This is a genomic window from Enterobacter sp. BNK-8, assembly GCF_048685095.1.
Taxonomy (GTDB): Bacteria; Pseudomonadota; Gammaproteobacteria; order Enterobacterales; family Enterobacteriaceae; genus Enterobacter; species Enterobacter quasiroggenkampii.
The window spans coordinates 2,565,591-2,591,907 of sequence record NZ_JBLQTN010000001.1 but is presented as its reverse complement, the minus strand read 5'-3'; the positions used below and the strand labels follow the sequence as shown (position 1 = coordinate 2,591,907).

Annotated in this window: 28 protein-coding genes and 3 tRNA genes; 21 read left to right on the top strand and 10 right to left on the bottom strand. The window is 52.3% G+C overall.

Annotation, left to right across the window (positions count from 1 at the left end; translation table 11 throughout):
• The first annotated feature begins 52 nt into the window (after window positions 1-52).
• From ACMGGU_RS12530 to yedD, 5 genes are all read left to right on the top strand, one after another.
• Window positions 53-1,036 (top strand): hypothetical protein, encoded by a 984-nt coding sequence (locus tag ACMGGU_RS12530; RefSeq protein WP_420300589.1) that lies wholly within the window; start codon window positions 53-55, stop codon window positions 1,034-1,036.
• Between the two features lie 95 nt (window positions 1,037-1,131).
• The gene (locus ACMGGU_RS12525; protein WP_420300588.1) at window positions 1,132-2,244 is read left to right on the top strand and encodes an acyltransferase family protein; all 1,113 of its coding nucleotides are present in this window, start codon (window positions 1,132-1,134) and stop codon (window positions 2,242-2,244) included.
• Between the two features lie 60 nt (window positions 2,245-2,304).
• Window positions 2,305-2,688: a hypothetical protein gene (locus tag ACMGGU_RS12520; RefSeq protein WP_180759287.1), complete on the top strand. Its 384-nt coding sequence runs from the start codon at window positions 2,305-2,307 to the stop codon at window positions 2,686-2,688.
• 289 nt (window positions 2,689-2,977) lie between these two features.
• Window positions 2,978-3,367, top strand: a complete 390-nt coding sequence (locus tag ACMGGU_RS12515; protein ID WP_196095649.1) for a S24 family peptidase — start codon at window positions 2,978-2,980, stop codon at window positions 3,365-3,367.
• A 231-nt stretch (window positions 3,368-3,598) separates the two neighbouring features.
• Entirely contained in the window at window positions 3,599-4,012 is a 414-nt protein-coding gene (yedD, locus tag ACMGGU_RS12510; protein ID WP_032652553.1) for a lipoprotein YedD, read from the top strand.
• Window positions 4,013-4,106: 94 nt separating this feature from the next.
• Here the strand turns inward: yedD and amyA are convergent, their stop codons facing one another.
• The 4 genes from amyA to fliD are packed head-to-tail and all read right to left on the bottom strand — an operon-like array spanning window position 4,107 to window position 7,876.
• Window positions 4,107-5,594, bottom strand: a complete 1,488-nt coding sequence (gene amyA, locus ACMGGU_RS12505) for an alpha-amylase (protein WP_262778455.1) — start codon at window positions 5,592-5,594, stop codon at window positions 4,107-4,109.
• A gap of 51 nt (window positions 5,595-5,645) precedes the next feature.
• On the bottom strand, window positions 5,646-6,020 hold the full coding sequence (fliT, locus tag ACMGGU_RS12500; RefSeq protein WP_045908165.1) for a flagella biosynthesis regulatory protein FliT: 375 nt from the start codon (window positions 6,018-6,020) through the stop codon (window positions 5,646-5,648).
• Window positions 6,021-6,025: 5 nt separating this feature from the next.
• On the bottom strand, window positions 6,026-6,430 hold the full coding sequence (fliS, locus tag ACMGGU_RS12495; protein ID WP_023312296.1) for a flagellar export chaperone FliS: 405 nt from the start codon (window positions 6,428-6,430) through the stop codon (window positions 6,026-6,028).
• 21 nt (window positions 6,431-6,451) lie between these two features.
• Window positions 6,452-7,876: a flagellar filament capping protein FliD gene (gene fliD, locus ACMGGU_RS12490; RefSeq protein ID WP_045908166.1), complete on the bottom strand. Its 1,425-nt coding sequence runs from the start codon at window positions 7,874-7,876 to the stop codon at window positions 6,452-6,454.
• Between the two features lie 401 nt (window positions 7,877-8,277).
• On the opposite strand from fliD, the gene ACMGGU_RS12485 reads away from it, so the two are divergent.
• The 9 genes from ACMGGU_RS12485 to sdiA all read left to right on the top strand — a co-directional run bounded on the left by ACMGGU_RS12485 (window position 8,278) and on the right by sdiA (window position 16,188).
• Window positions 8,278-9,102 (top strand): flagellin, encoded by an 825-nt coding sequence (locus ACMGGU_RS12485; RefSeq protein WP_045908167.1) that lies wholly within the window; start codon window positions 8,278-8,280, stop codon window positions 9,100-9,102.
• Window positions 9,103-9,164: 62 nt separating this feature from the next.
• Window positions 9,165-10,370, top strand: coding sequence for a flagellin lysine-N-methylase (fliB, locus tag ACMGGU_RS12480; protein WP_262796424.1), 1,206 nt, complete (start codon window positions 9,165-9,167; stop codon window positions 10,368-10,370).
• A gap of 129 nt (window positions 10,371-10,499) precedes the next feature.
• Window positions 10,500-11,219, top strand: a complete 720-nt coding sequence (locus tag ACMGGU_RS12475; RefSeq protein WP_008500338.1) for an RNA polymerase sigma factor FliA — start codon at window positions 10,500-10,502, stop codon at window positions 11,217-11,219.
• A 54-nt stretch (window positions 11,220-11,273) separates the two neighbouring features.
• Entirely contained in the window at window positions 11,274-11,825 is a 552-nt protein-coding gene (gene fliZ / locus ACMGGU_RS12470) for a flagella biosynthesis regulatory protein FliZ (protein ID WP_008500339.1), read from the top strand.
• A gap of 86 nt (window positions 11,826-11,911) precedes the next feature.
• The gene (gene tcyJ, locus ACMGGU_RS12465) at window positions 11,912-12,712 is read left to right on the top strand and encodes a cystine ABC transporter substrate-binding protein (protein ID WP_045908169.1); all 801 of its coding nucleotides are present in this window, start codon (window positions 11,912-11,914) and stop codon (window positions 12,710-12,712) included.
• A gap of 106 nt (window positions 12,713-12,818) precedes the next feature.
• Window positions 12,819-13,805 carry a D-cysteine desulfhydrase gene (gene dcyD, locus ACMGGU_RS12460; RefSeq protein WP_395299401.1) on the top strand — a complete coding sequence of 329 codons (987 nt, stop codon included), beginning with the start codon at window positions 12,819-12,821 and terminating at the stop codon, window positions 13,803-13,805.
• Window positions 13,806-13,826: 21 nt separating this feature from the next.
• The gene (tcyL, locus tag ACMGGU_RS12455) at window positions 13,827-14,495 is read left to right on the top strand and encodes a cystine ABC transporter permease (protein WP_014884380.1); all 669 of its coding nucleotides are present in this window, start codon (window positions 13,827-13,829) and stop codon (window positions 14,493-14,495) included.
• Entirely contained in the window at window positions 14,492-15,244 is a 753-nt protein-coding gene (gene tcyN / locus ACMGGU_RS12450; RefSeq protein ID WP_008500343.1) for an L-cystine ABC transporter ATP-binding protein TcyN, read from the top strand. Before tcyL ends, tcyN begins: the two co-directional genes overlap by 4 nt.
• A 221-nt stretch (window positions 15,245-15,465) precedes the next feature.
• Window positions 15,466-16,188: a transcriptional regulator SdiA gene (gene sdiA, locus ACMGGU_RS12445; protein WP_045908171.1), complete on the top strand. Its 723-nt coding sequence runs from the start codon at window positions 15,466-15,468 to the stop codon at window positions 16,186-16,188.
• A gap of 66 nt (window positions 16,189-16,254) precedes the next feature.
• Here sdiA and ACMGGU_RS12440 read toward each other — a convergent pair whose 3' ends face one another.
• Window positions 16,255-16,479 carry a DUF2594 family protein gene (locus ACMGGU_RS12440; RefSeq protein WP_008500345.1) on the bottom strand — a complete coding sequence of 75 codons (225 nt, stop codon included), beginning with the start codon at window positions 16,477-16,479 and terminating at the stop codon, window positions 16,255-16,257.
• A gap of 466 nt (window positions 16,480-16,945) precedes the next feature.
• On the opposite strand from ACMGGU_RS12440, the gene uvrY reads away from it, so the two are divergent.
• The 6 genes from uvrY to ACMGGU_RS12410 all read left to right on the top strand — a co-directional run bounded on the left by uvrY (window position 16,946) and on the right by ACMGGU_RS12410 (window position 20,482).
• A complete protein-coding gene (gene uvrY / locus ACMGGU_RS12435) occupies window positions 16,946-17,602 on the top strand; it encodes a UvrY/SirA/GacA family response regulator transcription factor (protein ID WP_008500346.1) in 657 nt (218 codons plus the stop codon).
• Window positions 17,599-19,431 (top strand): excinuclease ABC subunit UvrC, encoded by a 1,833-nt coding sequence (gene uvrC / locus ACMGGU_RS12430; RefSeq protein WP_126533632.1) that lies wholly within the window; start codon window positions 17,599-17,601, stop codon window positions 19,429-19,431. The genes uvrY and uvrC overlap by 4 nt, the downstream gene beginning before the upstream one ends.
• A gap of 56 nt (window positions 19,432-19,487) precedes the next feature.
• Complete coding sequence (gene pgsA, locus ACMGGU_RS12425; protein ID WP_008500348.1) at window positions 19,488-20,036, top strand: CDP-diacylglycerol--glycerol-3-phosphate 3-phosphatidyltransferase; 549 nt, start codon at window positions 19,488-19,490, stop codon at window positions 20,034-20,036.
• A gap of 152 nt (window positions 20,037-20,188) precedes the next feature.
• A tRNA-Gly gene (locus tag ACMGGU_RS12420) sits at window positions 20,189-20,264 on the top strand.
• 46 nt (window positions 20,265-20,310) lie between these two features.
• Window positions 20,311-20,384, top strand: a tRNA-Cys gene (locus ACMGGU_RS12415).
• Window positions 20,385-20,395: 11 nt separating this feature from the next.
• Window positions 20,396-20,482 (top strand) — tRNA-Leu (locus ACMGGU_RS12410).
• Window positions 20,483-20,979: 497 nt separating this feature from the next.
• Here ACMGGU_RS12410 and ACMGGU_RS12405 read toward each other — a convergent pair.
• Window positions 20,980-21,351 (bottom strand): hypothetical protein, encoded by a 372-nt coding sequence (locus ACMGGU_RS12405; RefSeq protein WP_111966384.1) that lies wholly within the window; start codon window positions 21,349-21,351, stop codon window positions 20,980-20,982.
• Between the two features lie 180 nt (window positions 21,352-21,531).
• Between ACMGGU_RS12405 and ACMGGU_RS12400 the strand changes: the two genes are divergently transcribed.
• Window positions 21,532-22,209 carry a DUF2076 domain-containing protein gene (locus ACMGGU_RS12400; RefSeq protein WP_395299400.1) on the top strand — a complete coding sequence of 226 codons (678 nt, stop codon included), beginning with the start codon at window positions 21,532-21,534 and terminating at the stop codon, window positions 22,207-22,209.
• A gap of 279 nt (window positions 22,210-22,488) precedes the next feature.
• On the opposite strand, the gene ACMGGU_RS12395 is transcribed toward ACMGGU_RS12400, so the two are convergent.
• The 4 genes from ACMGGU_RS12395 to ACMGGU_RS12380 are packed head-to-tail and all read right to left on the bottom strand — an operon-like array spanning window position 22,489 to window position 26,274.
• On the bottom strand, window positions 22,489-23,205 hold the full coding sequence (locus tag ACMGGU_RS12395) for an ABC transporter ATP-binding protein (RefSeq protein ID WP_048223773.1): 717 nt from the start codon (window positions 23,203-23,205) through the stop codon (window positions 22,489-22,491).
• Complete coding sequence (locus ACMGGU_RS12390) at window positions 23,202-24,077, bottom strand: ATP-binding cassette domain-containing protein (protein WP_063622007.1); 876 nt, start codon at window positions 24,075-24,077, stop codon at window positions 23,202-23,204. The genes ACMGGU_RS12395 and ACMGGU_RS12390 overlap by 4 nt, the downstream gene beginning before the upstream one ends.
• Window positions 24,074-25,348, bottom strand: coding sequence for a high-affinity branched-chain amino acid ABC transporter permease LivM (gene livM / locus ACMGGU_RS12385; protein ID WP_063622006.1), 1,275 nt, complete (start codon window positions 25,346-25,348; stop codon window positions 24,074-24,076). Before livM ends, ACMGGU_RS12390 begins: the two co-directional genes overlap by 4 nt.
• Before the next feature lie 11 nt (window positions 25,349-25,359).
• Window positions 25,360-26,274, bottom strand: a complete 915-nt coding sequence (locus ACMGGU_RS12380) for an ABC transporter permease subunit (protein WP_395299399.1) — start codon at window positions 26,272-26,274, stop codon at window positions 25,360-25,362.
• Window positions 26,275-26,317: the final 43 nt, after the last annotated feature.

Below are 26,317 nucleotides of genomic sequence, written 5' to 3'. Positions count from 1 at the left end.
TATAAAAACCCGCCTTGTGCGGGTTTTTTATTGCCCTAATCCCGGAGGATAAATGGCACTCACTCTCTTAGCTGCCAATAATGCGCAAACTGTTCTGGCCGCTGGTATTAACTCTTCCGCTACAACGATGACCGTTAATACAGGAACTGGCGCATTATTTCCCACCCCTTCAGCAGGTGCGAACTATTTCAAGCTCACTTTGATTGATGCAGCCACTGGTCTGTTAAACGAGATCGTTCACGTTACAGCCCGAACTGGCGACACAATGACGATTGTTCGTGCTCAGGAGGGCACTACCGCTCGAGCCTGGTCAGCAAATGACATCGCTGCAAATATGATGACAGCTGGAAGCTTCTCGGGGCTCGCCCAGCTTGATACTGCTGAGTTCCTTAATGCCACTACAGGACGTTTATTGAATGTCAGGACGTTCACATCATCAGGAACGTATACGCCAACAGCAGGTACTAAGTTTGTTGTTGTTGAAGCAATCGGTGGTGGCGGGGCAGGAGGCGGAGCGCCAGCAACTGCGGCATCCAGTGTTTCCGTTGGTGGTGGGGGAACTGCTGGCTCATACGGGAAGAGCATTTATTTCACAGGCTTTAGCGGTGTAACCGTAACGATTGGAAGCGGTGGTTCACCTGCATCAGGTACTGGCGGCGGGGCCGGAGGAAGCACTTCATTCGGATCTCTTTTGGTGTGCTCAGGAGGTGGTGGCGGGTTATCACAAGGCCCGTCAAGCCCAGGATTTGGTCCGCTCGGTTCCCCTGCGGGTGGAGCAGTAACAGGGGCAAATATTTTCTGGTCCCCAGGTGAGCCGGGTGGCTACTCGTTTACTGCCACAGGCGTGGTATGCCCTGGGATAGGAGCATCAAGCAAAATGGGTTCAGGCGGAACTTTGAACACAATCAACAGCAACGGAACATCAGGCAATGGATATGGAGCAGGTGGCTCTGGAGCCGGGAATAACATTAGTCAGACTGCTAAGTCAGGCGGACCAGGAAGCGGCGGCATCGTTGTCGTGTGGGAATATGCTTAATGCTATAATGAGTTTGTGATGTCAAAACATCACTTTCTGAAGTAATATTAGCCCGATTGATTGGATTGTAAGTAAGTTATCATGAGGGCTAAAACTTGGGTAAAATCGAACCACTAACCTCTTTAAGGTTTTTTGCGGCAGCTCTTGTTGTTATTGGGCATGCCGGGTTCTATCCTGGATTTGAGGCTTTCAAATTCCAGATAATAAACTATTCGAATGCTGTTTCTTTTTTCTATGTTTTATCTGGATTTATACTGTTTCACTCATATAAAAATCTTACCCGTAAGAGTGAAGTGAAAGAGTTCTTCATAGCAAGATTTGCAAGAGTATTCCCATTGCACGTTGCCACATTAATTGCCTGCTTGTTAATATTCGGGCCAAATGTCTTTAATGGGAAGGCAAATGAGTACATTCCTGTGTTTGTTGCTAATTTGTCTCTTGTCCATGCATGGATACCTGAAGCAAAATACTACTTTTCATACAACGCTGTTTCATGGAGTGTGTCAGTAGAAGCGTTCTTTTACATTGCTTTTCCTGCTCTTTTGTTCGCCTATAGAAGATATGGGGCGAAGGCTTTGATTCTGCCTTTGCTAGTACCTGTAGCGGTATCATTTGTATGTGTGATTTATAAAATACCGCTTTATGGAGATAGCATTAGCTCGTCTGCATTACTGTATGTCTACCCTATAAGTAGACTAATAGAGTTTTCATTTGGGATGCTTGTCTATGTGGCATATGAAAGGTTAGGCAACAAGAATCTCAAGTCCAGCGTGTGGACGATTTTTGAAGTTGGCATTCTCCTGTTGCTTTTGGTATCTCTCCTTATAGCCAAGGAGATTTGGCTTACGCTTAAGTTCACTGATTACTCTGCGTTTGGATATTGGTATGCTATCGCTGGAAGCTTTATTTTCTTTGGTGGTGTAGTTTTCGTATTTGCTTACAAGTCAGGGTCTATATCAAGTGTTCTTTCTAAAAAGATATTTGTGTACCTTGGAGAGATAAGCTTTTCTGTTTATATGTGCCATCAGATAGTTTTAAACTATTTCAACGTTTACTATCTTGAGGTAATAAAAGGTAATCCTGTTACGATGTACATGGTGTACTGGGCAGCGACATTAATAGTATCAATGCTTCTGTATCATGTTGTAGAAGTTCCTGCGCGAAAGGCAATAAGAGGAATGCTTTCCAGAAGACAGGTAACCGCATAGTTAAACCAAATCGTATCTAACCCGCTTCGGCGGGTTTTTTATTGCACTAAGGAGTGCTCAATGCAATACGCATTAGTCAAAGACGGTGTCGTTGAAAACATAGTTGAATGGGATGGGACCGGAAATCCCTTTCCTGATTATGAAGTGATTGCAGTAAGCGCAGGCGGCGTGGGTGTGGGATGGTTATGGCAGGATGGGGTATTCGTTAACCCTAACGCACCATCGGAACCGACTGATGCCGAGTTGTATGACGCTGATCTTGCGGCGATCAACGCAGAGTACGAAAAGGACAAAAAGGACCTGGTATACGAATACGCAACTATCGGCCTTTTCGACGGTGCAAATGAGGACGCGAAGAAAGCGGCTGTGTACAGCAAGCTGCAGGCTCGGATTCAAAAGTACGCTTCTGATGTAGAAGCTCTGGATGAGAAATATGGGGGTTAACATGGCAGAACAAGCAGACAGCAGCGCAGCAACTACCGTACCCGATACATGCCCGAACTGCCTGGAAGTGGGGACGGTGAGCATTATTACAAAGACGATCGGAGGAGTAGTTAAATACTACTACCAGTGTTCGTCTTGCGGCTATCGCTGGCCGGTACCAGCTGCATAAATTTATTCCCCATCAAAACAAACCGATACCGCGCTTCGGTAGTAAAGAGGCGCATCTTCAGTTGATCTGCTGACACCTGAAATTATACTGTATGTGTATACAGTATTTTGGAGGTGCATCATGGGATTTCCATCGCCAGCAGCAGACTACGTTGAAGAACGCATATCGCTCGACAAGCGCATCATCACCAGGCCGGCAGCAACGTATTTCATGCGAGCCGGAGCGACACACTACCGGGAAGGCATCCTCAGTGGTGCGCTTCTCGTTGTCGACGCATCACTGAGCCCTTGTGATGGATCATTACTGGTTTGCACTGACGAAGGTGAGTTCCGCATTAAACGGTATCGCACCCACCCGGAGCCTCACCTGGAGAATCTGGAGAATGGCAGGAGGGAGCTATTGCGGCAAAAGGAAGAGATGGCTGATTCTGATCGGCCAGTGTTCGGGGTGATAACCTACATCATCAACGATGCGCGCTCGGGTGAGTTCGACGACTGCCCGGTGATGTAATGGGGCATGGGTGGGACACAAAACAGCACTCGTTCTAAGGTGAACTTAGACGACTGATGTTTTCGACGACTCTAACCATCTGTTATTTGGTGCGCTCTTGGACGATCTTTGTCGATTATGAAAAATGTATGCTCATATCATGGGGATGCAGGTCTAAGACCTGTCGATCTTCGCTGGCAGCCGCAGCGCTTTAATGCCACAATATTTTTTTCTTCGAATGCAGGAAAGATGATGAAAAAAATAGCAATTGCTGGCGCGCTGCTGGCACTGACCGGGTGCGTTCAGGTCGATAATTATAACGACGTGATCAAGCATCCTGTCCCGGCGCATCTGGCGGGATACTGGCAGTCGAAAGGGCCGCAGAGCAACATGGTCAGCCCGAATGCGATTGCCACGCTGGTGGTGACGGAAGAGGGCGATACGCTGGACTGCCGTCAGTGGCAGCGCGTGATTGCCGTGCCGGGTAAAATCATGCTGCGTTCAGACAGTTATTACAACGTGACGCGTAAGCTGGATATCTATCCGCTGGAGCGCGATGGCTCGACGCTTGAGTACGACGGGCTGGAGCTGCAGAAGGTCGATCGCCCAACGGTTGAGTGTGCCGATTACCTGAGCAAGAATCCGCTGGCGAGTAAACTACCGTAGCCGTTTTTTTGCCAGGTGGCGGCTTCGCCTGACCCGGCCTACAAAAGTACCGTCCCGTAGGCCGGGTAAGCGTCAGCGCCACCCGGCATTGTTTCTACAACGCATCCTCAATCACCCACACGCTGACGCTTCCGCCTTTGCAGGTAAACGTTCCTTCGCCATCTGCCGCCGTGGTGACCGTTTCTTCGCGATTGCCGAGAAAATCACGCCACGTTTTGTTGCCGTAGTTTTCCCCCAGGCAAATTACCTTCTCGCCGTCGTCGCCGTTCGACATCACCACCACGCAGCCGGGATCGTCTTCCGTACCGCTGCGGCTGAAGGCGATGCAGTTAGGATGGTCAAAAAACAGCGTCTGCACGCCGTGGGCAAAACGCTGGCGCGCGAGGATCAGCTCGTGGAGCTGCTCAATGACCGGCATATCAATATGGTACGTTTCTCCGTCTCCACCCGTATCGTCATAGCTGGCACCAAAGAGGTCCGGATAAAAGACGCTCGGCACGCCATTTTCCCGCAGCAGGATCAGCGCGTAGGCCAGCGGTTTAAACCAGGCTTCGACCGGGGCTTCCAGCGCCTGCAAAGGTTGGGTGTCATGGTTCGCGACGAGGGTCACCGCATGAAACGGATCGGCTTCCACCAGCGTGCCGGTGAAGATTTGGCTCATGTCGTAATCCCGACCCTGACGTGACGCCTCGTGGAATTTCATCTGCAGGGGGGCATCAAACAGCATGGTTTTGCCTTCGACCTGGTTAATATAAGCCTGAAGCTTATCCACCTCGTGGGACCAGTATTCCGCCACGATAAACAGCGGCTGGTCGGCGACTTCCTGGACGTGCTCAATCCACTCTTTGTAGAACCAGGCGGGAATATGCTTGACGGCGTCCAGACGAAAACCGTCGCAGCCCGTTTGTTCCATGACCCAGCGGGCCCAGTATTTGATCTCCTCGGTGACGGCGTGATTGCGAAAGTCGATATTTTCGCCCATCAGATAGTCGAAATTACCCATCTCATCATCAACCTGATCGTTCCAGCCTTCGCCGGTGTAGTCGTTGACGATTTTAAAGATGCCGTCTTCATCGGGGTTTTCAATGTGGTCGACGCCGCTGAAGCATTTGTAGTCCCAGATGAACTGGGAATATTGCCCGGCGCGGGCAGGGAAGGTATAGCGGGTCCAGGCTTCACACTCGATGACCTCATCATCGATTTGCGTGCGATCCTGCTCGTTCACGCGCTGAACGCGCACAGGCTCTTTTTCATCGGCGCCCATTTTGTGGTTGACCACCACGTCCAGCAGCACGGCAATGTCGTTGCGCTTGAGGGCGTCGATGGCCTCCAGCAGTTGCGCTTTGTCACCGTATTTGGTGGCGATACTGCCTTTCTGGTCAAACTCGCCCAGATCGAACAGGTCATAGGAGTCATAGCCGACAGAATAGCCGCCTGACGCGCCTTTATAGGCGGGCGGTAGCCAGATCATGTTAATGCCGATTTCGTTAAGATTGGGTGCTAACGCCGTGACCTCTCGCCACAATTCACCGCCAGCAGGGTAGTACCAGTGAAAACATTGTAACAGGGTGGGGTTTTTCATCATCCTTGCTCCAGAAGCCATTGGCAGACTTCTGGAGTATGGATGAAGAAATCATAGTTGTGTGTCGCGGGTAAAACTTTCTGGATAAAGAATATTCCCTGACAGCTTTCCATAGGTAGACGTGATGGATTGCTGTTTGCCGGTTTGATCGATCAGACTGCGCAGTTCGTCCATGCGGACTTTCAGCAGCGCCTTAAGCGCATTTTCATTTTCAAGGATCATTTCCAGCAGCGCACGCGCTTGCTCAACCTGAGCCGGAGGGCATGACATGATGGGCGTTTGAGAAATCCTTTCCACCAGTTGTACGTAATGCATTTCCTGCTCGATAAGCGCATCCCATTGACCAGAATGTGCGAGATTTAGCATAGCAATGCTCTGAGCATGTAACGCCTGCCAGTGGCTAAGCGCTGCGCTGGGATTATTCATCAAAATTATCCTGAAATAGAGGACGCATTGGGGCCGATTTGCTTCCACGCATCCGCAATGTTGTTTAATAAACCCTCGACTTCAACAATTGCGTCTACGTCATTACTGACATTCGCCAGTAACAAACGTCGAACCATATATTCGTACAAGGAGGCAAGGTTACCGGACAACTCGCTCTCAACCTCCATGTTCAGTCCTGCTTTTAAACCGTTGTCGATGATGTTGATGGCTTTCGATAACGCTTCGCCTTTCTCACGAATTTGTCCGGCTTCCATGAACAAACGCGCGCGAACAAGGGCGCTATGCGCCCCGTCGAACAACATGACAATCAGCTGGTGTGGACTGGCATTCATCACTGCACTTTCGACTCCTATCTGCTGATAGGATTGAACACCAGAGGTCTTATACATTTCCACTCCTCAATGCGACGACTATTTTTGTGAGAACTGTTGGGTCAGGTAGTTGGCTGTACTGGTCATTTTGGTGACTAATACGTCCAGGCTGGTGAACTGGGTTTTGTAACGTGCCATGGTGGCTTCAATTTGGGCATCCATGGCATCGTAGCGTTCGCCCAGGGTTTTCAGCGTTTTGTTGATCCCGTCTTTCGCGTTCTGGATCACCCCGGCGCTACCGGTGCTGGTGCTGAGCATGGCGGTCAGCGTGTTGTTCATCTGCGTGGCCATACCGGTTTTCTTTCCGTCACCGACAAAGTACTGCTGCACGGCGTTCGGGTTGTCGGTCAGCGCTTTTTTCAGCTTGTCGGTATCGACCTTCAGGTTACCGACGGTGCCGTCTGAGCCTTTAACCGGGTCCTGGGTAATCCCCAGTTGGGCCATGATCTGAACCGAGCCGGCCTGCACTTCGGTCAGCAGACCGCGCAGCTGAGACTGAACTCCGCGCACGTTCGCATCACCGACCAGCGCGCCATTGCTGGTAGACTGGCTGCCGGAGCCTGCATCGACTGGCACATATTTCGTCAGGCTGTTAATGGTGGACTGCAGCGAGTTGTACGCCGTGACCCAGTCCGTAATCGCCTTCTGGTTTGCATCCGTTGCGCGCGAAACCTCAAGGGTTTCATCGGCTTTGCTTTCGGCCTTCACCGAGAAGGTGACGCCAGGCAGCGCATCGGTAATGGTATTCGACTGGCGCTCGATAGAGATGTTGTTCACCACCACAATCGCGTTCTGCGCGTCGGTGTTCACCGTCAGCGCGCCCGTTTTAGTGGTTGAGTCGTAGCCAATGGCGCTTTGCAGCTTGGCGTCGCCAGTGACGCTGACGGTCATCGCACCATCGGTACCGGTGGTTTTTGATGACAGCATCAGGCGGTAATCACCGTCTTTCGCTTTAATGACGCTGGCGGTAACGTTGCCGTTCGCTTTATTAATGGCGCTCGCGATCCCGGCCAGAGACGTATCGCCATCGGCCAGCGTGACCTCTAAAGGCGTTTTCGTGCCCGGCTGGGTGATGGTGATTTTACGCGTCGTCCCTGTCGTATCGCCGAGCAGATCCGTGTTGTTTGCATAGGAGCCGGTAGTGAGCGCCTGTGCTTTTGCAACCTGGTTGACGTTAACCACAAAGGAACCCACGGACGCATCAGCTGTCGTCGTGGCGGTAAAGGCCGTGTTGGTGCTGCTCACGGACGTTGAGTTCCAGGTGGTGGCTTTACCCAGTGCAGCGGTGGCAGTCTGCAGCGATGTCATGGCGCTCTGCAGCTTGCCGTAAGCGCTTAACTGTGCGTTATACGTTGATTGCTGGGAAGTAATCGTCGTCAGCTTGGTTTTCTCTGCCGCTTCCAACTGATTATATAAATCCCCGAGTCCTGCAGAACCTATCCCGAGGTTACTGATAGTAGCCATGCATATTTTCCTTAAAATACGAAAGTAGTTCAGGACTCTTATCGGCCTCTTAACGTAAAAGTTTACGATGGTGAGAAAAAAATAATCCAAAGAATAGGCACGTCCTGGCGGGGTAAATGAAAGGATTGCACTTTAGGATCATTATCCGCGTATTGAAAACACGAATAAGTGTGTGCCTTTTTTGTCATCTCTTTGCGCGTTAAAAAAGCGTAAATAATAACGCGTTGACGGACCTTAATTGATTTTTTAAAAATAAATCTGTTAATAATCAGTTGGTTGTAATTTTTTCAAAATTGATTCTAAAGTCTTTTGGGGACCCGTCGATAACCTTGTTGACGGTGAGAGACGCTGTGAGTGTTAGGCACCGGACCTAAAACCCAATTTTTGAAGGAAAGAAAATTATGGCAGTTATCAATACTAACCTGTTGTCCCTGACCACTCAGAACAACCTGAACAAATCTCAGTCTTCTCTGGGCACTGCTATCGAGCGTCTGTCTTCCGGTCTGCGTATTAACAGCGCGAAAGACGATGCTGCTGGCCAGGCGATTGCAAACCGCATGACCGCTCAGATCAAAGGGATGACCCAGGCAGCACGTAACGCCAACGACGGTATCTCCATGGCGCAGACTGCTGAAGGTTCTCTGAACGAAATCAACAACAACCTGCAGCGTGTACGTGAACTGGCTGTTCAGGCAAGCAACGGCACCAACAGCGCATCTGACCTGGCTTCTCTGCAGGATGAAGTTACCGCTCGTCTGGCTGAAATCAACCGTGTTGCGGGCAAAACTGACTTCAACGGCATCAAACTGCTGGACGGCACTGCAGGTACTGCGGGCGTAGTTAAAATTCAGGTTGGCGTGAACGACGGCGACACCATCGATCTGGACCTGAGCGGCGCTAAAGCTGACACCACGACTCTGGGCGTGAACGCTATCGACCTGAAAGCTATGGGTGCTACCGATCTGGACACCATCGACAAAGCTATCGCTACCGTTGATAAAGCACGTTCAGGCCTGGGTGCTGTGCAGAACCGCTTCACTTCTGCAATCAACAACCTGAACAACACCTCTAACAACCTGTCTGCTGCTCAGTCCCGTATCCAGGACGCTGACTACGCAACTGAAGTTTCCAACATGTCTCGCGCGCAGATCCTGCAGCAGGCTGGTACTTCTGTTCTGTCTCAGGCAAACCAGGTTCCACAGACTGTTCTGTCTCTGCTGCGTTAATTTTACGCACGAAACCCCGCTTCGGCGGGGTTTTTTTATCTCTGCTATTTGAGAATCCGCCTGTGAAACAAATCAGTGTCACTCAACCAAAGCTGGTCGCAGATTTTTCATGTGTCGGTGGGGAATGCCGTGAACATTGTTGTCAGGGCTGGACCATCGCATTTGATAAATCCTCCGTTAATCGCTATCTGAACAGTAAAAATGCCGCCATTCGTCACACGGCGAAAACGGCGATAAAAGTTACCAAAAAACAGTATGGCAACTGGGGCGAAGTGATTTTCCATACGGAAAGTAAAAACTGTCCGTTTATGGATACGGAAAAACTCTGTTCTATTCACAGCGCCATGGGCGCGCAGGCCTTAAGCCCAACCTGTTCGTCGTTTCCACGGACAAACCGGGTCTATAAAAATGAAATCGAAAAATCATTGAATCTCTCGTGTCCGGAAGTCACCCGACTTCTGTTGAACGATCGGGAGTCTATGTCGATGATGGAATCGGTCATTGTCCAGCAGGACGTCAATACTGCGCCGATGATTGATTTAAAGGCAAAAGTCATCAATCTCTTCTGCCAGAATATATTCAGCGTTGAGGACGTTAGCGTTGAAGAACAGGTTTACGCCGTGGTGAAGTTCCTCATGGTGGCTGAAAAACTCGAAAACCTGGAAGAAAATATCGGCACGCTCGAAACGGTTTATTTCTCGCTGGTTAACGAACTGGTGAGCGGTAAAATCAAGACGGAGCTGGGCGGATTTAATCAGAACTACAGCCTGAAATTCGCGTTAATTTCGCTCATCCAGAGTTACTTTACGAAGAAAGCGACGGCCCGCGGCGGTGCGGTGTTAAACCACTATTTTGCCCAGCTTTATCAACAGTTCGAATCTGTCGGTGATGCCGAACCGGCAGAGAAGGTCATGGAGAACATCGAGTCCGTCTGGCGCGATGTGGCGGGTAGTTACCTGGCGACCAATGACCACTTATTTAAGAACTTTTTTAAATACAAACTCTGGGAGCAGGGCTTCCCGCAGAGCAACGGTCGCAGCATGTTGAATAATCTTTATTTAATCGTTGCCGAGTACTATTTCCTGAAAACGTTACTTGCCGGTCAGGCACTCGTGGCGGGGAAAATTGAACAAGATAATATCATTGATGTTATTTATAGCTTCCACTCCCTTAGCCAGCATAATCAGGAAGCGGGAAAGCTCTTTCATCAACATATAGATAGCGTCAAACTGGGCGACGATCTTTCATTGTTGCAACTGTTAATTTAGGCAGAAAAGTTGCCCCGGTTGAGGGCAACCTCAGAATAACCTCACTTTATCCCCCTTTTTCATCCAATTGAACGCCCTGCAGAATCGGATAATCATGCCGATAACTCAACTAACGCAGGGCTGTTTATCGTGAATTCACTCTATACCGCTGAAGGTGTAATGGATAAACACTCGCTGTGGCAGCGTTATGTCCCGCTGGTGCGTCACGAAGCATTGCGCCTCCAGGTGCGCTTGCCGGCGAGCGTGGAACTCGACGATCTGCTACAGGCGGGCGGTATCGGGTTATTGAATGCAGTTGACCGATACGACGCTCTGCAAGGAACGGCATTTACGACTTACGCAGTTCAGCGTATTCGTGGTGCGATGCTGGACGAGCTGCGCAGCCGTGACTGGGTACCGCGCAGTGTTCGCCGCAACGCACGCGAAGTGGCGCATGCGATGGGGCAGCTGGAACAGGAACTGGGACGCAACGCAACGGAAACTGAAGTGGCGGATCGTCTTGGCATTGCTGTTGAAGAGTATCGTCAGATGTTGCTCGATACCAATAATAGCCAACTCTTCTCTTATGACGAGTGGCGAGAAGAGCATGGCGATAGCATCGAGCTGGTGACGGATGAGCATCAGCAAGAAAACCCGTTACACCATTTAATGGAAGGGAATTTACGCCAGCGCGTCATGGAAGCTATTGAAGCTCTGCCTGAACGCGAACAGCTGGTATTGACCCTTTATTACCAGGAAGAGCTTAACCTCAAAGAGATTGGCGCTGTTCTGGAGGTGGGAGAGTCGCGGGTGAGCCAGCTGCACAGCCAGGCCATTAAACGCTTACGAACCAAGCTGGGTAAGTTATAGGTGATTGATTCACCTTAAAAATGCCGCACAACGTATTGACAACCAGGAGTTATCATGACGGTGCAGCAATCTAAAAGACGGCCTTTAAGCCGCTACCTGAAAGACTTTAAACACAGCCAGACGCATTGCGCCCACTGTAACAAGTTACTCGATCGTATCACGCTGGTTCGCCGTGGCGAAATCGTCAATAAGATCGCGATTTCGCGCCTCGACACGTTGATGGACGAAGCAGCATGGCTCGAAGAGCAAAAAGAGTGGGTGGCGCTTTGCCGTTTCTGTGGCGATCTCCACTGCAAAGAGCAAAGCGACTTCTTCGACATTATCGGCTTCAAGCAATTCCTGTTTGAACAAACGGAGATGAGCCACGGCACCGTGCGCGAATACGTGGTTCGCCTGCGCCGCCTCGGGCAGCATCTGACCGTGAACAACATTTCCCGCGATCTGCTGAAAACCGGTTATCTGGACGAGAACCTGGAGCCGTGGCTGCCTGCGACCAGCACCAACAACTACCGAATTGCGCTGCGCAAGTATGCACAATATAAGGTACAAATGCCGGGTGCCATAAAGCAGAAAGCCCACGCCGGAACAACTTCTGATATATATTAAAAAAGAATAAGATGTAGCGCAGTCGCCTTTGACGTTGCAGGCGATTTCTCTACACTACGTAAAAATTCCACTATATCGGGGTATTTATGAAATTTGCACTTCTGGGTCGTCAGGCGCTGATGGGTGTTATGGCCGTTGCGCTGGTTGCAGGCATGAGCGTGAAAACGTTCGCCGCAGAAAACCTGCTGAATAAAGTGAAAGAGCGCGGTACGCTGCTGGTCGGGCTGGAAGGAACCTATCCTCCGTTCAGCTTCCAGGGCGATGACGGTAAGCTGACCGGTTTTGAAGTGGAGTTTGCTGAAGAGCTGGCGAAACACCTCGGCGTGAAAGCGTCCCTGAAACCGACCAAATGGGACGGTATGCTGGCGTCGCTGGATTCGAAACGTATTGATGTGGTCATCAACCAGGTCACCATTTCTGACGAGCGTAAGAAGAAGTATGACTTCTCCACCCCGTATACCGTATCCGGTATTCAGGCGCTGGTGAAGAAAGGCAACGAAGGTGGGATTAAAACTGCCGCGGACCTGAAAGGGAAGAAAGTCGGTGTCGGTCTGGGAACCAACTACGAAGAGTGGTTGCGCCAGAACGTGCAGGGCGTAGATATCCGTACCTATGATGATGACCCGACGAAGTACCAGGATCTGCGCGTGGGCCGTATCGACGCCATTCTGGTTGACCGCCTGGCGGCGCTGGATCTGGTGAAGAAAACCAACAACACCCTGGCGGTCGCAGGTGATGCGTTCTCTCGTCAGGAATCCGGTGTGGCTGTTCGTAAAGGTAACGAAGACCTGGTGAAAGCGATTGACGCGGCGATTGCGGATATGCAAAAAGACGGCAGCCTGAAAGCGCTTTCCGAGAAGTGGTTCGGGGCAGACGTCACGAAATAAGTTTCGGACGTAAAAAAAGGCGCTTTTAAAAGCGCCTTTTTTATTTCTTACGCGTCTGCGTGCATAATGAAAAATATCACATTTTGTCAGAGTTACCGGAGCATCCATGTCACTACAGAATTTAACGCGCTTTCCTCGCCTGGAGTTTATCGGCGCGCCGACGCCGCTGGAGTATCTGCCGCGATTTTCTGATTATTTAGGGCGCGATATTTTTATTAAGCGTGATGACGTGACGCCCATGGCGATGGGGGGCAACAAGCTGCGCAAGCTGGAGTTTCTGGCGGCGGACGCCCTGCGTGAAGGCGCGGATACGCTCATTACTGCCGGGGCCATCCAGTCCAACCACGTTCGCCAGACGGCGGCCGTAGCGGCGAAACTTGGGCTTCACTGCGTGGCGTTGATGGAAAACCCGATTGGCACGCGGGCTGAAAACTATCTCACCAACGGTAACCGCCTGCTGCTGGATCTGTTTAACGTGCAGGTTGAGATGGTTGACGCGCTGACCGATCCGACCGCCCAGCTCGATGAGCTGGCGACGCGTCTGGAAGCGCAGGGGTTCCGCCCCTACGTTATCCCCGTCGGCGGGTCGAATGCGCTGGGTGCGCTGGGGTATGTGGAAAGCGCGCTGGAAATCGCGCAGCAGTGCGAGGGCGCGGTGAGTCTTTCCTCCGTGGTGGTCGCGTCCGGCAGTGCGGGCACCCATGCCGGGCTGGCGGTGGGGCTGGAGCAACTGCTGCCGGACGTCGAACTGATTGGCGTGACGGTGTCCCGCAGCGTCGCGGATCAGAAGCCAAAAGTGGTTACGTTACAGCAGGCGGTTGCAGAGCAGCTGGAGCTTAAGGCAAAGGCCGATATTCTGCTCTGGGATGACTATTTTGCGCCGGGTTACGGCACGCCGAATGAAGAGGGAATGGAAGCGGTGAAACTGCTGGCGCGCCTCGAGGGCATACTGCTCGATCCGGTCTATACCGGCAAAGCGATGGCCGGACTGATCGACGGCATTGCGCAAAAACGCTTTAAGGATGAAGGGCCGATTTTATTTGTCCATACCGGCGGAGCGCCTGCGCTGTTTGCCTACCATCCTCATGTCTAAAAATCAGGTCGAAAAATAATAATGCAAGAAAGTATTCAACTGGTTATTGATTCGCTGCCGTATCTGCTGAAAGGTGCGGTATTTACGTTACAGCTTAGTATCGGCGGGATGTTCTTTGGGCTGGTTCTGGGATTTGTGCTGGCCTTGATGCGCATGTCGCCCATCCTGCCGGTGCGCTGGCTGGCGCGCTTTTATATCTCCGTGTTTCGCGGTACGCCACTTATCGCCCAGCTCTTTATGATTTACTACGGCTTACCGCAGTTTGGTATCGAGCTGGATCCGATCCCGGCGGCGATGATTGGCCTATCGCTCAATACCGCGGCGTACACCTCCGAAACCCTGCGTGCGGCCATCTCCTCCATTGACAAAGGACAGTGGGAAGCGGCGGCCAGTATCGGGATGACGCCCTGGCAGACGCTGCGCCGCGCCATCCTGCCGCAGGCGGCGCGCGTGGCGCTTCCGCCGCTCAGCAACAGCTTTATCAGCCTGGTGAAAGATACCTCCCTGGCGGCAACGATTCAGGTTCCGGAGCTTTTCCGTCAGGCACAGCTCATCACCTCCCGTACGCTCGAGGTCTTTACCATGTATCTGGCCGCCTCGCTGATTTACTGGGTTATGGCGACAGTGCTCTCTGCTCTGCAAAACTATTTCGAAAACCAGCTTAACCGCCAGGAGCGTGATCCAAAATGAGTGCAATTGACGTCAAAAACCTGGTGAAAAAATTCCACGGTCAAACGGTGCTCCACGGGATCGATCTGGAGGTCGAGCAGGGCGAAGTGGTGGCGATTATCGGACCGAGCGGTTCGGGAAAGACGACGCTGCTGCGCAGCATTAACCTGCTTGAACAGCCGGAAGGCGGCACCATCCGGGTCGGGGAGATAACGATTGATACCGGGAAATCCATCAGTCAGCAGAAAGGGTTGATTCGCCGCCTGCGCCAGCATGTCGGCTTTGTTTTCCAGAACTTCAATCTTTTCCCACATCGTACGGTACTGGAGAACATCATTGAGGGGCCGGTTATCGTTAAAGGTGAGCCCAAAGAGGAAGCGACGGCGCGGGCTCGCGAACTGCTCGCCAAAGTTGGGCTGGCGGGAAAAGAGACCAGCTATCCGCGTCGCCTGTCTGGCGGCCAACAGCAGCGCGTGGCGATAGCGCGTGCGCTGGCGATGCGCCCGGACGTGATCCTGTTTGATGAACCGACCTCTGCGCTCGATCCGGAACTGGTGGGCGAGGTGCTGAACACGATTCGCCAGCTGGCACAGGAGAAACGTACGATGGTGATCGTGACCCATGAAATGAGCTTTGCGCGCGATGTCGCTGACAGAGCCATCTTCATGGATCAGGGGCGGATTGTGGAGCAGGGGCCAGCGAAAAGCCTGTTCGCTAACCCTCAACAGCCGCGAACCCGTCAATTCCTTGAAAAATTCCTTATGCAGTAGCATTTTTGCACGCATTTGCTCCAGAAATTTACTCTGGAGCAAATTATTCTCCCTCTGCATGAGGTCCCCTGTTTTTTTATTCTATCCGGCTCGGATAAACCTTATCGATAGTAAAGTTAATTGTGCTATTGCCGATATTTTGTGGTTAGAAAAAAGTTTTCTGTGTTAGCTTATATTCACCATAATAATGATTATCTGTTCAGAGGCTTCATTTAGTAAGTATGAAGGATTTAGACTTTTTCACCTGGCGACGGGAATGCTCCCTCCGGTTTCAGGAATTGACCTGTGCCGCCGAGGTATATCAGGAGCTGGAGCGTCAAACTCAGGCGCTGGAATTCGATTATTATGCGCTCTGTGTGCGCCATCCCGTGCCATTTACGCGCCCTAAGATCTCCCTGCATACCACTTACCCAAAACTGTGGATGGCGCAATATCAATCCGCGAACTATTTCGCGATCGATCCGGTTTTAAAACCGGAGAATTTCATTCAGGGGCATCTCCCCTGGACAGACGCATTATTCGCTGAGGCGCAGGAATTATGGCATAGCGCCCAGGACCACGGTTTACGCGCCGGAATAACGCAGTGCCTGATGCTGCCGAATCATGCGCTCGGCTTCCTGTCTGTTTCTCGTAGTCGCGTACAGGAAGGGCCATTAGCCCATGAGGAAATAGAGCTGCGGTTGCAAATGCTGGTGCAAATGGCCTTAACCTCTCTGATGCGTTTTGACCATGAGATGGTCATGCCGCCCGAAATGAAGTTCAGCAAGCGCGAGCGTGAAATTCTGAAATGGACTGCGGAAGGGAAGACGTCAGCGGAAATAGCGATCATTCTCTCGATCTCAGAGAATACCGTTAACTTCCATCAGAAGAATATGCAGAAGAAATTTAACGCGCCCAATAAGACTCAGATCGCGTGCTACGCGGCGGCAACGGGACTGATCTGACTCCGTAAAACGTTCTGCGTGACAGACGAGCGAACGGCTGAATGCACTGCATCCAGCCGTTTTTTGTTACTGGCGGTAGGCTTGCTTGATTTGCTTAACGGTGTTAGCAAATACCGCTGATTCAGCCTGGTCTTCCATCTCCGCGATTTGTTTTTCCATTTTAATGATCACACGGCCGGCATCAGCCTGGCCCATCGCCTGCAGCATCAGCGTCAGCAGTGCCTTCAGGCAGTTTACTTCCTGTGCCAGTTCCTGGTTATTCTCCGCAGTGGCAAATTCAGGTGTGCTCATTTATTTTCCTCATTATTAAACGGCGCTAGAGCGCGACGACGAAAGTCAAGGCGGCGGAGTATACCACAAGCTAACGCAAAAAATGCAGCGGTTGTTTTTCGTACTTTTACGCGGGTGTTTAATTGCGTAAACAGAACGTACCGGTAAACTCAACGAGGTTAATGACTATTAATTGTTTAGGTCGGGTCCGCTTGCCGTTAATTATTGTTACAAAAAGTTGTTCCCTGTTTTTGTGCAGGTTAAGGCAGCACGTTTTTTTGTAACTTTTTGAATACAGATGATTAAAAAAAGCCGCAAGAGCCCTAAAAACAAGGGCTCTCTTTCCACCGCCTGTACAGGCTAATTTCCAAAAACGAGAGCAAAATCGAATAGCCGGTTTTTTAACGTTTTAATCTTGTCATGAAAACCGTTAATATAAACCAAATTATCACTCAGTAGCGTTATCCCTATTCTGGAGACATTTCCTTTGATCAACGTCCTTCTTGTTGATGACCACGAACTGGTGCGCGCAGGGATACGACGCATTCTTGAAGATATTAAAGGTATTAAAGTTGCCGGTGAGGCATGCTGTGGTGAAGATGCGGTAAAATGGTGCCGTACTCACTCCGCCGATGTGGTGCTGATGGATATGAACATGCCCGGTATCGGTGGTCTTGAGGCAACACGCAAAATCGCGCGTACCTTTGTAGACACCAAAGTCATCATGCTGACCGTGCATACCGAAAATCCACTGCCCGCGAAAGTGATGCAGGCGGGGGCCGCGGGTTACCTGAGTAAAGGTGCTGCACCGCAGGAAGTCGTCAATGCTATCCGTTCCGTGTTTGCCGGACAGCGTTACATTGCGTCCGACATCGCTCAGCAGATGGCGCTGAGTCAGATCGAGCCCGAGAAAACCGAATCACCGTTTGCCAGTTTGTCCGAGCGGGAATTGCAGATTATGCTGATGATCACCAAAGGTCAGAAGGTGAATGAGATCTCGGAACAGCTGAATCTCAGCCCGAAAACGGTAAACAGCTATCGTTATCGGATGTTCAGTAAACTGAACATTCATGGTGACGTCGAACTGACGCATCTGGCCATCCGACATGGTTTGTGTAATGCGGAGACGTTGTTAAGTCAGTGAGTGATGTGTTCGATTCAAAAGCATTTCTGAAAACCGTAACCAGCCAGCCTGGCGTCTATCGCATGTATGACGCTGGCGGTACGGTTATCTATGTGGGGAAGGCAAAAGATCTTAAAAAACGCCTTTCCAGCTATTTTCGCAGCAACCTGGCCTCCCGTAAGACCGAAGCGCTTGTCTCACTCATCCAGAATATTGATGTCACCGTCACGCACACGGAGACAGAAGCGCTGCTGCTTGAGCACAACTATATTAAGCTGTACCAGCCGCGCTATAACGTCCTGTTGCGCGATGATAAATCCTATCCGTTTATCTTTCTGAGCGGTGACACCCATCCGCGCCTCGCCATGCACCGTGGTGCAAAACATGCGAAGGGAGAATATTTCGGGCCGTTCCCCAATGGCTATGCCGTACGTGAAACGCTGGCGCTGCTGCAAAAAATCTTCCCGATCCGCCAGTGCGAAAACAGCGTTTACCGTAACCGCTCGCGCCCGTGCCTGCAGTACCAGATAGGACGCTGCCTGGGGCCGTGCGTGGCCGGGCTGGTGAGTGAAGACGAGTATGCCCAGCAGGTGGAGTACGTGCGCCTGTTCCTGGCCGGTAAAGACGATCAGGTGTTAACGCAACTGATCGCGCGGATGGAAAAAGCCAGCGCCGCACTCGAGTTCGAAGAGGCCGCGCGTATCCGCGATCAAATCCAGGCGGTGCGCAGAGTCACGGAGAAACAGTTTGTCTCGAATACCGGTGACGATCTCGACGTGATCGGCGTGGCCTTTGACGCCGGGATGGCCTGCGTGCATGTGCTGTTCATACGCCAGGGCAAAGTGCTCGGCAGCCGCAGCTATTTCCCGAAAGTGCCTGGCGGTACCGAACTGGGCGAAGTGGTGGAAACCTTTGTCGGCCAGTTCTATCTCCAGGGGAGCCAGATGCGAACGCTGCCTTCTGAGATCCTGCTCGATTTTAATCTTGATGATAAAACCCTGCTGGCCGATTCGCTCTCTGAACTGGCTGGGCGCCGGGTCAATGTACAAACCAAACCGCGCGGCGATCGTGCGCGCTATCTGAAGCTGGCGCGGACCAACGCGGCAACGGCGCTGAGCACGAAGCTGTCGCAGCAGTCGACGGTGCACCAGCGTTTAACGGCCCTGGCGGCGCTGCTGAAGCTTCCGGAAGTGAAACGGATGGAGTGTTTCGACATCAGTCATACGATGGGGGAACAGACGGTCGCGTCCTGCGTGGTGTTTGATGCTAACGGTCCGCTGCGCGCCGAGTATCGCCGCTATAACATCACCGGCATCACGCCGGGCGATGACTATGCGGCGATGAATCAGGTGCTGCGTCGTCGCTATGGTAAAGCCATAGAAGAGAGCAAGATCCCGGATGTGATCCTGATTGACGGCGGGAAAGGGCAGCTCGGTCAGGCGAAAGCGGTATTTGAATCGCTTGATGTCAGCTGGGATAAACACCATCCGCTGCTGCTGGGCGTCGCAAAAGGGGCCGATCGTAAGGCCGGTCTGGAGACACTGTTCTTCGAGCCGGAAGGTGAGGGCTTCAGCCTGCCGCCGGACTCTCCGGCGCTGCACGTCATTCAGCATATTCGCGATGAATCGCACGATCACGCCATCAGCGGTCACCGCAAAAAACGGGCGAAGGTGAAAAACACCAGCTCACTCGAGACGATCGAAGGCGTGGGGCCAAAACGTCGCCAGATGCTGCTGAAGTATATGGGCGGATTGCAAGGATTACTCAACGCCAGCATGGAGGAAATTGCAAAAGTGCCGGGTATTTCGCAAGGGCTGGCAGAAAAGATCTACTACTCGTTGAAACATTGAGGGCTCTGTAGCAACATAGAGCTAAATTTTACTGACAACAAATAGTTACCGTCACTATGCAATATAATATCCCTACGTTGCTCACTCTTTTTCGTGTCGTACTCATTCCGTTCTTCGTGCTGGCGTTTTACCTGCCGGTTGTCTGGGCACCCTTTGCCTGCGCATTGATCTTCCTTATTGCAGCGGTCACAGACTGGTTTGATGGCTACCTGGCGCGCCGCTGGAATCAAAGCACCCGTTTCGGCGCCTTCCTCGATCCGGTGGCGGATAAGGTGATGGTCGCGATTGCGATGGTGCTGGTGGCTGAGCACTATCATACCTGGTGGGTGACGCTGCCTGCGGCAACCATGATCGGCCGTGAGATTATTATCTCTGCGCTGCGCGAATGGATGGCGGAACTGGGGAAACGCAGCAGCGTGGCGGTCTCCTGGATTGGGAAAGTAAAAACGACGGCGCAGATGGCGGCGCTGGTCTGGATGCTCTGGCGTCCGAACGCCTGGGTTGAGTGGGCGGGGATTGGCCTCCTGTGGGTGGCGGCAGTGCTGACATTGTGGTCAATGCTGCAATATTTGAACGCTGCGCGCGGGGATTTGCTTGATCAGTGATCGTTTCGCCGTAATTTTCAGCAAACGATCCGGGGATGCAAAAAATAACGTTGACTCATAACGTCATATCAGTAGAATGCAACGCATCGAACGGCGGCACAGTCAGCCGGACGATAATGAAATCAAGTGGTTAGACATTTACTTGATGACATGCGGGAATAGCTCAGTTGGTAGAGCACGACCTTGCCAAGGTCGGGGTCGCGAGTTCGAGTCTCGTTTCCCGCTCCAGATTAAAGACATGCGCAGTAGCGGGTGTCAGTTTGAAAAGTTTTACGGCGCGTTAGCAAAGCGGTTATGTAGCGGATTGCAAATCCGTCTAGTCCGGTTCGACTCCGGAACGCGCCTCCACTTTCTTCCCTGGCCGGATGGTGGAATCGGTAGACACAAGGGATTTAAAATCCCTCGGCGTTCGCGCTGTGTGGGTTCAAGTCCCACTCCGGCTACCATGGGAAAACAAAGAATAATCAAAGCAATAAGCAGTGTCGTATAAACCACCGAAAGGTGGTTTTTTTATTGCCTGTTTTTCGCCATTCAACTTCGCCACAAGAAGAGGGCACTACTGCCCAGCGACCACCACTCAAATGTAGACCACGTGAAAAGTTGCGGTTGATTTCATCCTATTTGATGCCATTCCGTCATTCTATTATGACAGGAAGACGTTAAGACTAAGTCTTTAACATCAAGCCCACCAATCGGTGGGCTTTTTGATGGAGTATGAGCAATTGAGGTCTTCAACGTTCGTCAAAAACCTTGAGTATCGCGATTCGGTATATAAAGTAACCAAGGACAATGAGAGCACCAGACGCTGCACCCCAGATAAAACGGGATTCGTCTTTTGAAAATGAAAAGAAATAAATACAGAACAATAGGCCCGCAGAAGCCATTCCCATCCCCAACCCGCGCAAAATTCGAGATGCTATTAATTTGATAATGTCCTGAGTGTTCATAATCCACCAAAAAAGTATTTACACACTTCGTTAAATTCGTGCTTGTTTACATCTGCCACGCTACAGGCGTCAAGAAAAGGTTTCAATTTCTCTTCAACTAGAAAATACAGAAGATCCAAATCACCCATACCCTTAAGTCGGTAGTAGAGTGCAGGGTTCTGGTTTTCAAGCTTTCGGGCCGTATAGATAGCTCTCGATGTTTCTGCGCCAATCGTGAGGGCGCTTCCGATGACCACGCCAGCGGCGAACGAGGTCATAATGCGTGACGACACGGCTGCACCCAGTTTTATTCCGGTTAGTTCAGCGAATATGAATTTACCAGCCATTACGCCGGTAAAATTTTGTGCAATACCCTGAATACTGTCCATGTTAATATTCGCTGCCATACCAGAATGTTAAGCCTAACTCTCTAATATCAAGCCCGGAAAGCAGGGCGATTTTCAGCTAACCTGCAACCAATCTTAAACAAACATTTCACTCGCCAGACACAGGTTGCCGCCGCTGATAAACTGGTTGGTATCCCCCCTGGAGAGCGGAAGGTTATTGTCATGCAATATGAAGAACAGCAGCTTATCAACGGCCTTTTCGAGCGTCTTAAACAGGCCGGACAACAAAACAGCCAACGGGATGCAGATGCGGAGCGTCAGATCGCTGAATTTGTCAGACAGCAGCCTGCAGCCCCCTACTATATGGCGCAGTCGATTTTGATTCAGGAAGCGGCGCTGAAACGTCTGCAGGCCCGAGTTCAGGAGCTTGAAAGCGAATTAGCCGCGCAAAAAAGCAAACCTTCGACGGGCGGCAGTTTCCTCGGCGGCCTGTTTGGTGGCGGAAAAAGTAACCCGCAGCCTGACAACAGCTGGAATGCCCAGCCGCAACAGCCGCCGGCGCAGGATTACTCTCGGGCGCCAGCGCCGGCTACTCGCGGCGGTGGTTTTATGGCTGGCGCGCTCCAGACAGCCGCTGGCGTGGCCGGTGGCATCGCGCTTGCCGAGATGCTTACCAGCATGTTCCATCAGTCGCGGCCGGAAGAGATCGTGAACATCATCGAAGAACCGACAATGCCCGTCGGTGGTGAACCGTTTGTCGGTAATCAATACGGCGACGTTAATAACGTCTCTGACACCCGTTTCCTCAACCAGAACGATCCGTTCGGCAGTAATAACGACGCCTGGCTGAACGACGATGTAGATGACGACTACAGCAATGACGACGACAGTTTTATTTAACGACGTTATCGTGTAACCACCGAAATGAAGATAACCCCGAAAGTTGGGTATCCAGCGATTAGGGGCTTTGCTTTTCCGGGTCAAAAAAGCCTTTGAGGCTAAACCAGAAGGCTCATAAATCACCTTCTTTTTACTGCTTTTCTTACTAACAAACCTGTAAGTATTGCCGGAAGCAATCCAAATATAGAGGCGATATCGACTAACGTATCCTCCAGTTCTGCTATCCCGTATGTGCCGAAATGATCCATCACGGCATAAGCCCATTCGTCAGATATCAAATCACACCCCGCCCAAATACGCCTTCCTCACGTCCTGATTGCCCAGCAATTCCTCACCGCTGCCGCTCAGCCGGATCTGTCCGTTCACCATCACATACCCGCGGTCAGACAGCTTCAACGCATGGTGCGCATTCTGCTCCACCAGAAAAATGGTCATACCGCTGCGGGCCAGCTCTCGTAGCGTCTGGAAGATCTGCTTCACCACAATCGGGGCTAAGCCCAGGCTGGGCTCATCCAGCAGCAGCAACTTCGGACGGCTCATCAGCGCCCTGGCGATCGCCAGCATCTGCTGTTCTCCGCCGGACATGGTCATCGCGCGCTGTTTACGTCGCTCTTTAAGGCGAGGGAAAAGGTCAAACATGGTTTGCATATCTTCAGCTGCAAACTGATTGCCGATGGGAATGGTCCCCATCAGCAGATTCTCTTCAACGGTCATATCCGGGAAGATTCGTCTGCCTTCCGGTGCCTGCGCAATGCCGCCGGACGCGACGTAGTGGGTGGATTGATGGCTGATGTCTTCACCACAGAACAGGATCTGCCCGCTGCGGATACGGGGTTGACCAAAGATGGACATCAGCAATGTCGATTTACCCGCGCCGTTTGCGCCAATCAGCGCCACGGTTTCCCCCTTATTCACCTCAAGAGAGACCTGCTTCAGCGCCTGAATGACGCCGTAAAACACATCCACTTCGCGAAAAGCCAGCAGCGGTTCGCTCATAGGGAGACCTCGCTTTCATCCGTGCCCAGGTAGGCGGCAATGACCTTTTCATCATGCTGGATCTGCTCGGGTTTCCCCCTGGCAATCACATCGCCGTGGTCGAGCACGATAATGTCGTCCGAAATTTCCATCACCATCCCCATATCATGCTCAATCAGCAATACCGTGATGTCATGATGATCCCGCAGAAAGCGAATAATCCCGCTCAGCTTGTGCGTTTCAACCGGGTTCAGCCCCGCGGCGGGTTCATCCAGACAGATCATTTCCGGCCCGGTACACATTGCCCGGGCGATTTCCAGTCGCCGCTGCTGGCCGTAGGACATTTCTCCCGCCAGTCGATTGGCGCACTCCACCAGATCCACCACTTCAAGCCAGTAAAAGGCTCTGTCCAGGGCGTCGCTTTCCGCCCGCCGGTAGGACGGCGTATTCAGGATCCCGGCGAGCAGATTGCGGTTCACCCGCATATGCTGCGCCACCAGCAGATTTTCCACGACCGACATCTCGCGAAAAAGACGGATATTTTGAAACGTGCGCGCCAGCCCGGCACGGTTGACCAAGTGTGTTCCGCCGAACATTTTGTAGAACAGACGCTGCCCGAGCTGCGCGGGGTTAATCCAGTCGCCGGGCTGGAATTTTTGCCCGAGTACCTGAATGACGTTGGTCGTTTTATGGCGGGTATTAAATAAAATGTTGCCGCCGGAGGCTCTGTAGAAGCCTGTCAGGCAGTTAAAGACGGTGGTTTTTCCCGCCCCGTTTGGCCCAATCAGGGCGGTAATGGAGCCGCGCTGCACGTCCAGGTTGACGTCATTCAGGGCCTTAATCCCGCCAAAATGCATCATCAGATGCTCAACGCGTAATATTGTTTCGTTCATGGCGCGACGCCCTTACGCACGGCAAACCCGCTGCGGTTAATGCGGATCAAACCGCGTGGACGCCAGATCATCATGACCACCATCAACATGCCAAACAGCAGGACGCGGTACTCGGCAAAACTGCGCAGCAGTTCCGGCGTGACCGTGAGCACGAAGGCGGCCAGCACCACGCCCAGCGTCGAGCCCATACCGCCCAGCACCACAATGGCGAGGATCAGTGCCGATTCAAAGAAGGTAAAGGAGGTTGGATTCACGAACCCCTGATAGGTGGCGAAGAACACCCCGGCAATGCCCGCGGTCGACGCACCCAGCGTAAAGGCGGAAAGCTTCACCAGAACATGGTTCAACCCCATTGAGCGGCAGGCAATTTCGTCTTCACGCAGAGCTTCCCACGCCCGGCCAATCGGCATGCGCGTCAGGCGGTGCTTGATGTAGAGCACCAGCATCACCACCAGAAAGAGCACCGCATAGATAAAGATAAACTTCATGTTCGGGTTGTAGGTCAGGTGGAAAAACTCGTGGAAGGGCACGCCGCCTTCTTTCGCGCGTCGTCCAAATTCCAGACCGAAAAAGGTCGGGGGAGGGGCAGACACGCCGTTGGGTCCGCCGGTGAAGGTCAGCCAGTTGTTCAGTATCAGGCGAATGATCTCCCCGAATCCGAGGGTGACGATGGCCAGATAGTCACCGTGCATGCGCAGCACCGGGAAGCCGAGCAGGGCGCCTGCGGCGGCGGCCATGATTGCCGCGAGCGGCAGCATGCTCCAGAACCCTAAGCCGAGATACTGGTATCCCAGCGCCAGGCCGTACGCACCAATCGCATAGAACGCGACATACCCCAGATCCAGCAGACCGGCCAGGCCCACGACGATGTTCAGTCCCAGGCCAAGAAGCACGTAGATCAGCCCGAGGATGGCGACGGTCAGCACATACTTGGTGGCGACAAACGGGAAGCAAACTGCAAGAGCAATCACCAAGGGAATGATCCAGCGCATGCGGCTTTTGTAATCCGGAGGTCGGACATAAACGCCCGCGCTGTCGGCCTCGAAGCGCGCCTGAAAACGGGCCCCGGCAGCGGTACCTAAAAAAGCGCTCAACAGAAAACGCCCGAACATGACGATGCCCACCATCCAGGCCAGGCGCTGCCCGGCGAAGGTAAAGCTATACCCGTCCAGCACCACGCCCGCGATGGGGCCGAAGATAATCAGCGCAATCAGCCCGGAAAAAATCGCGTCCAGAATGCAGCGTTTAAGTGAAAAACCGTGTGATGTCATCATTCTCTCCCTCACACTTTGGCCACTATTGGGCGCCCGAGCAGTCCCTGGGGACGGAAAATAAGGATCATGACCAGCAGGCCGAACGAGAAGACATCTTTATAGTCCGAGTTCACCATGCCCGAGAACTGCGCTTCCGCCACGCCCAGGATAAGGCCACCGAGCATGGCGCCGGGAAGGGAGCCGATGCCGCCAAGTACCGCCGCCGTGAAGGCTTTAATACCGATCACAAACCCGACGTAGAAATCAAAGGTGCCGTAGTTCATGGTGATCAGCACCCCCGCCAGGCCCGCCATCGCCGCGCCGATGACAAAGACCAGCGAAATAATTCGGTCGGTGTTAATGCCCAGAATGGAGGCCATTTTGCGATCCTGCTGGACCGCGCGGCACATCCGCCCCAGCCGGGTACGGTTGATTATCCAGGTGAGCACCAGCATGCCGGCAAACGAGGCAACCAGGATAAACACTTTGGTGTAGGTTATCTGCACGAACCCTTCGCCCAGATGCAGGCGAATGACGCCGTCCAGCATGGTCGGTACCCCTTGCTGGCGCGGGCCCTGGCTCAGCTGCGCGTAGTTTTGCAGGATAAGCGACATCCCGATGGCGGAGATCAGCGGCGCCAGGCGCGTGGAGTTGCGTAGCGGTTTGTAGGCGATACGCTCGATAGTCCAGCCGTACACCCCGGTAACCACAATGGTGAACACCAGCGTGCCGAGGATCAGCAGCGGGAACGACTGCAGGCCGAAGAACGAGAGCAGCGCCAGGCCAATAGCGCAGAGATAAGCGGAAATCATATACACTTCGCCGTGGGCGAAATTAATCATGCCGATAATGCCGTACACCATGGTGTAGCCGATGGCGATCAGGCCGTAGACAGAACCCAGCGTTAAACCATTGATTAACTGTTGCAGGAAGAATGTATTCATCTTAGCGCGCTCGTTTTATAGGCTGCGCGAGCCGCGCAGCCTG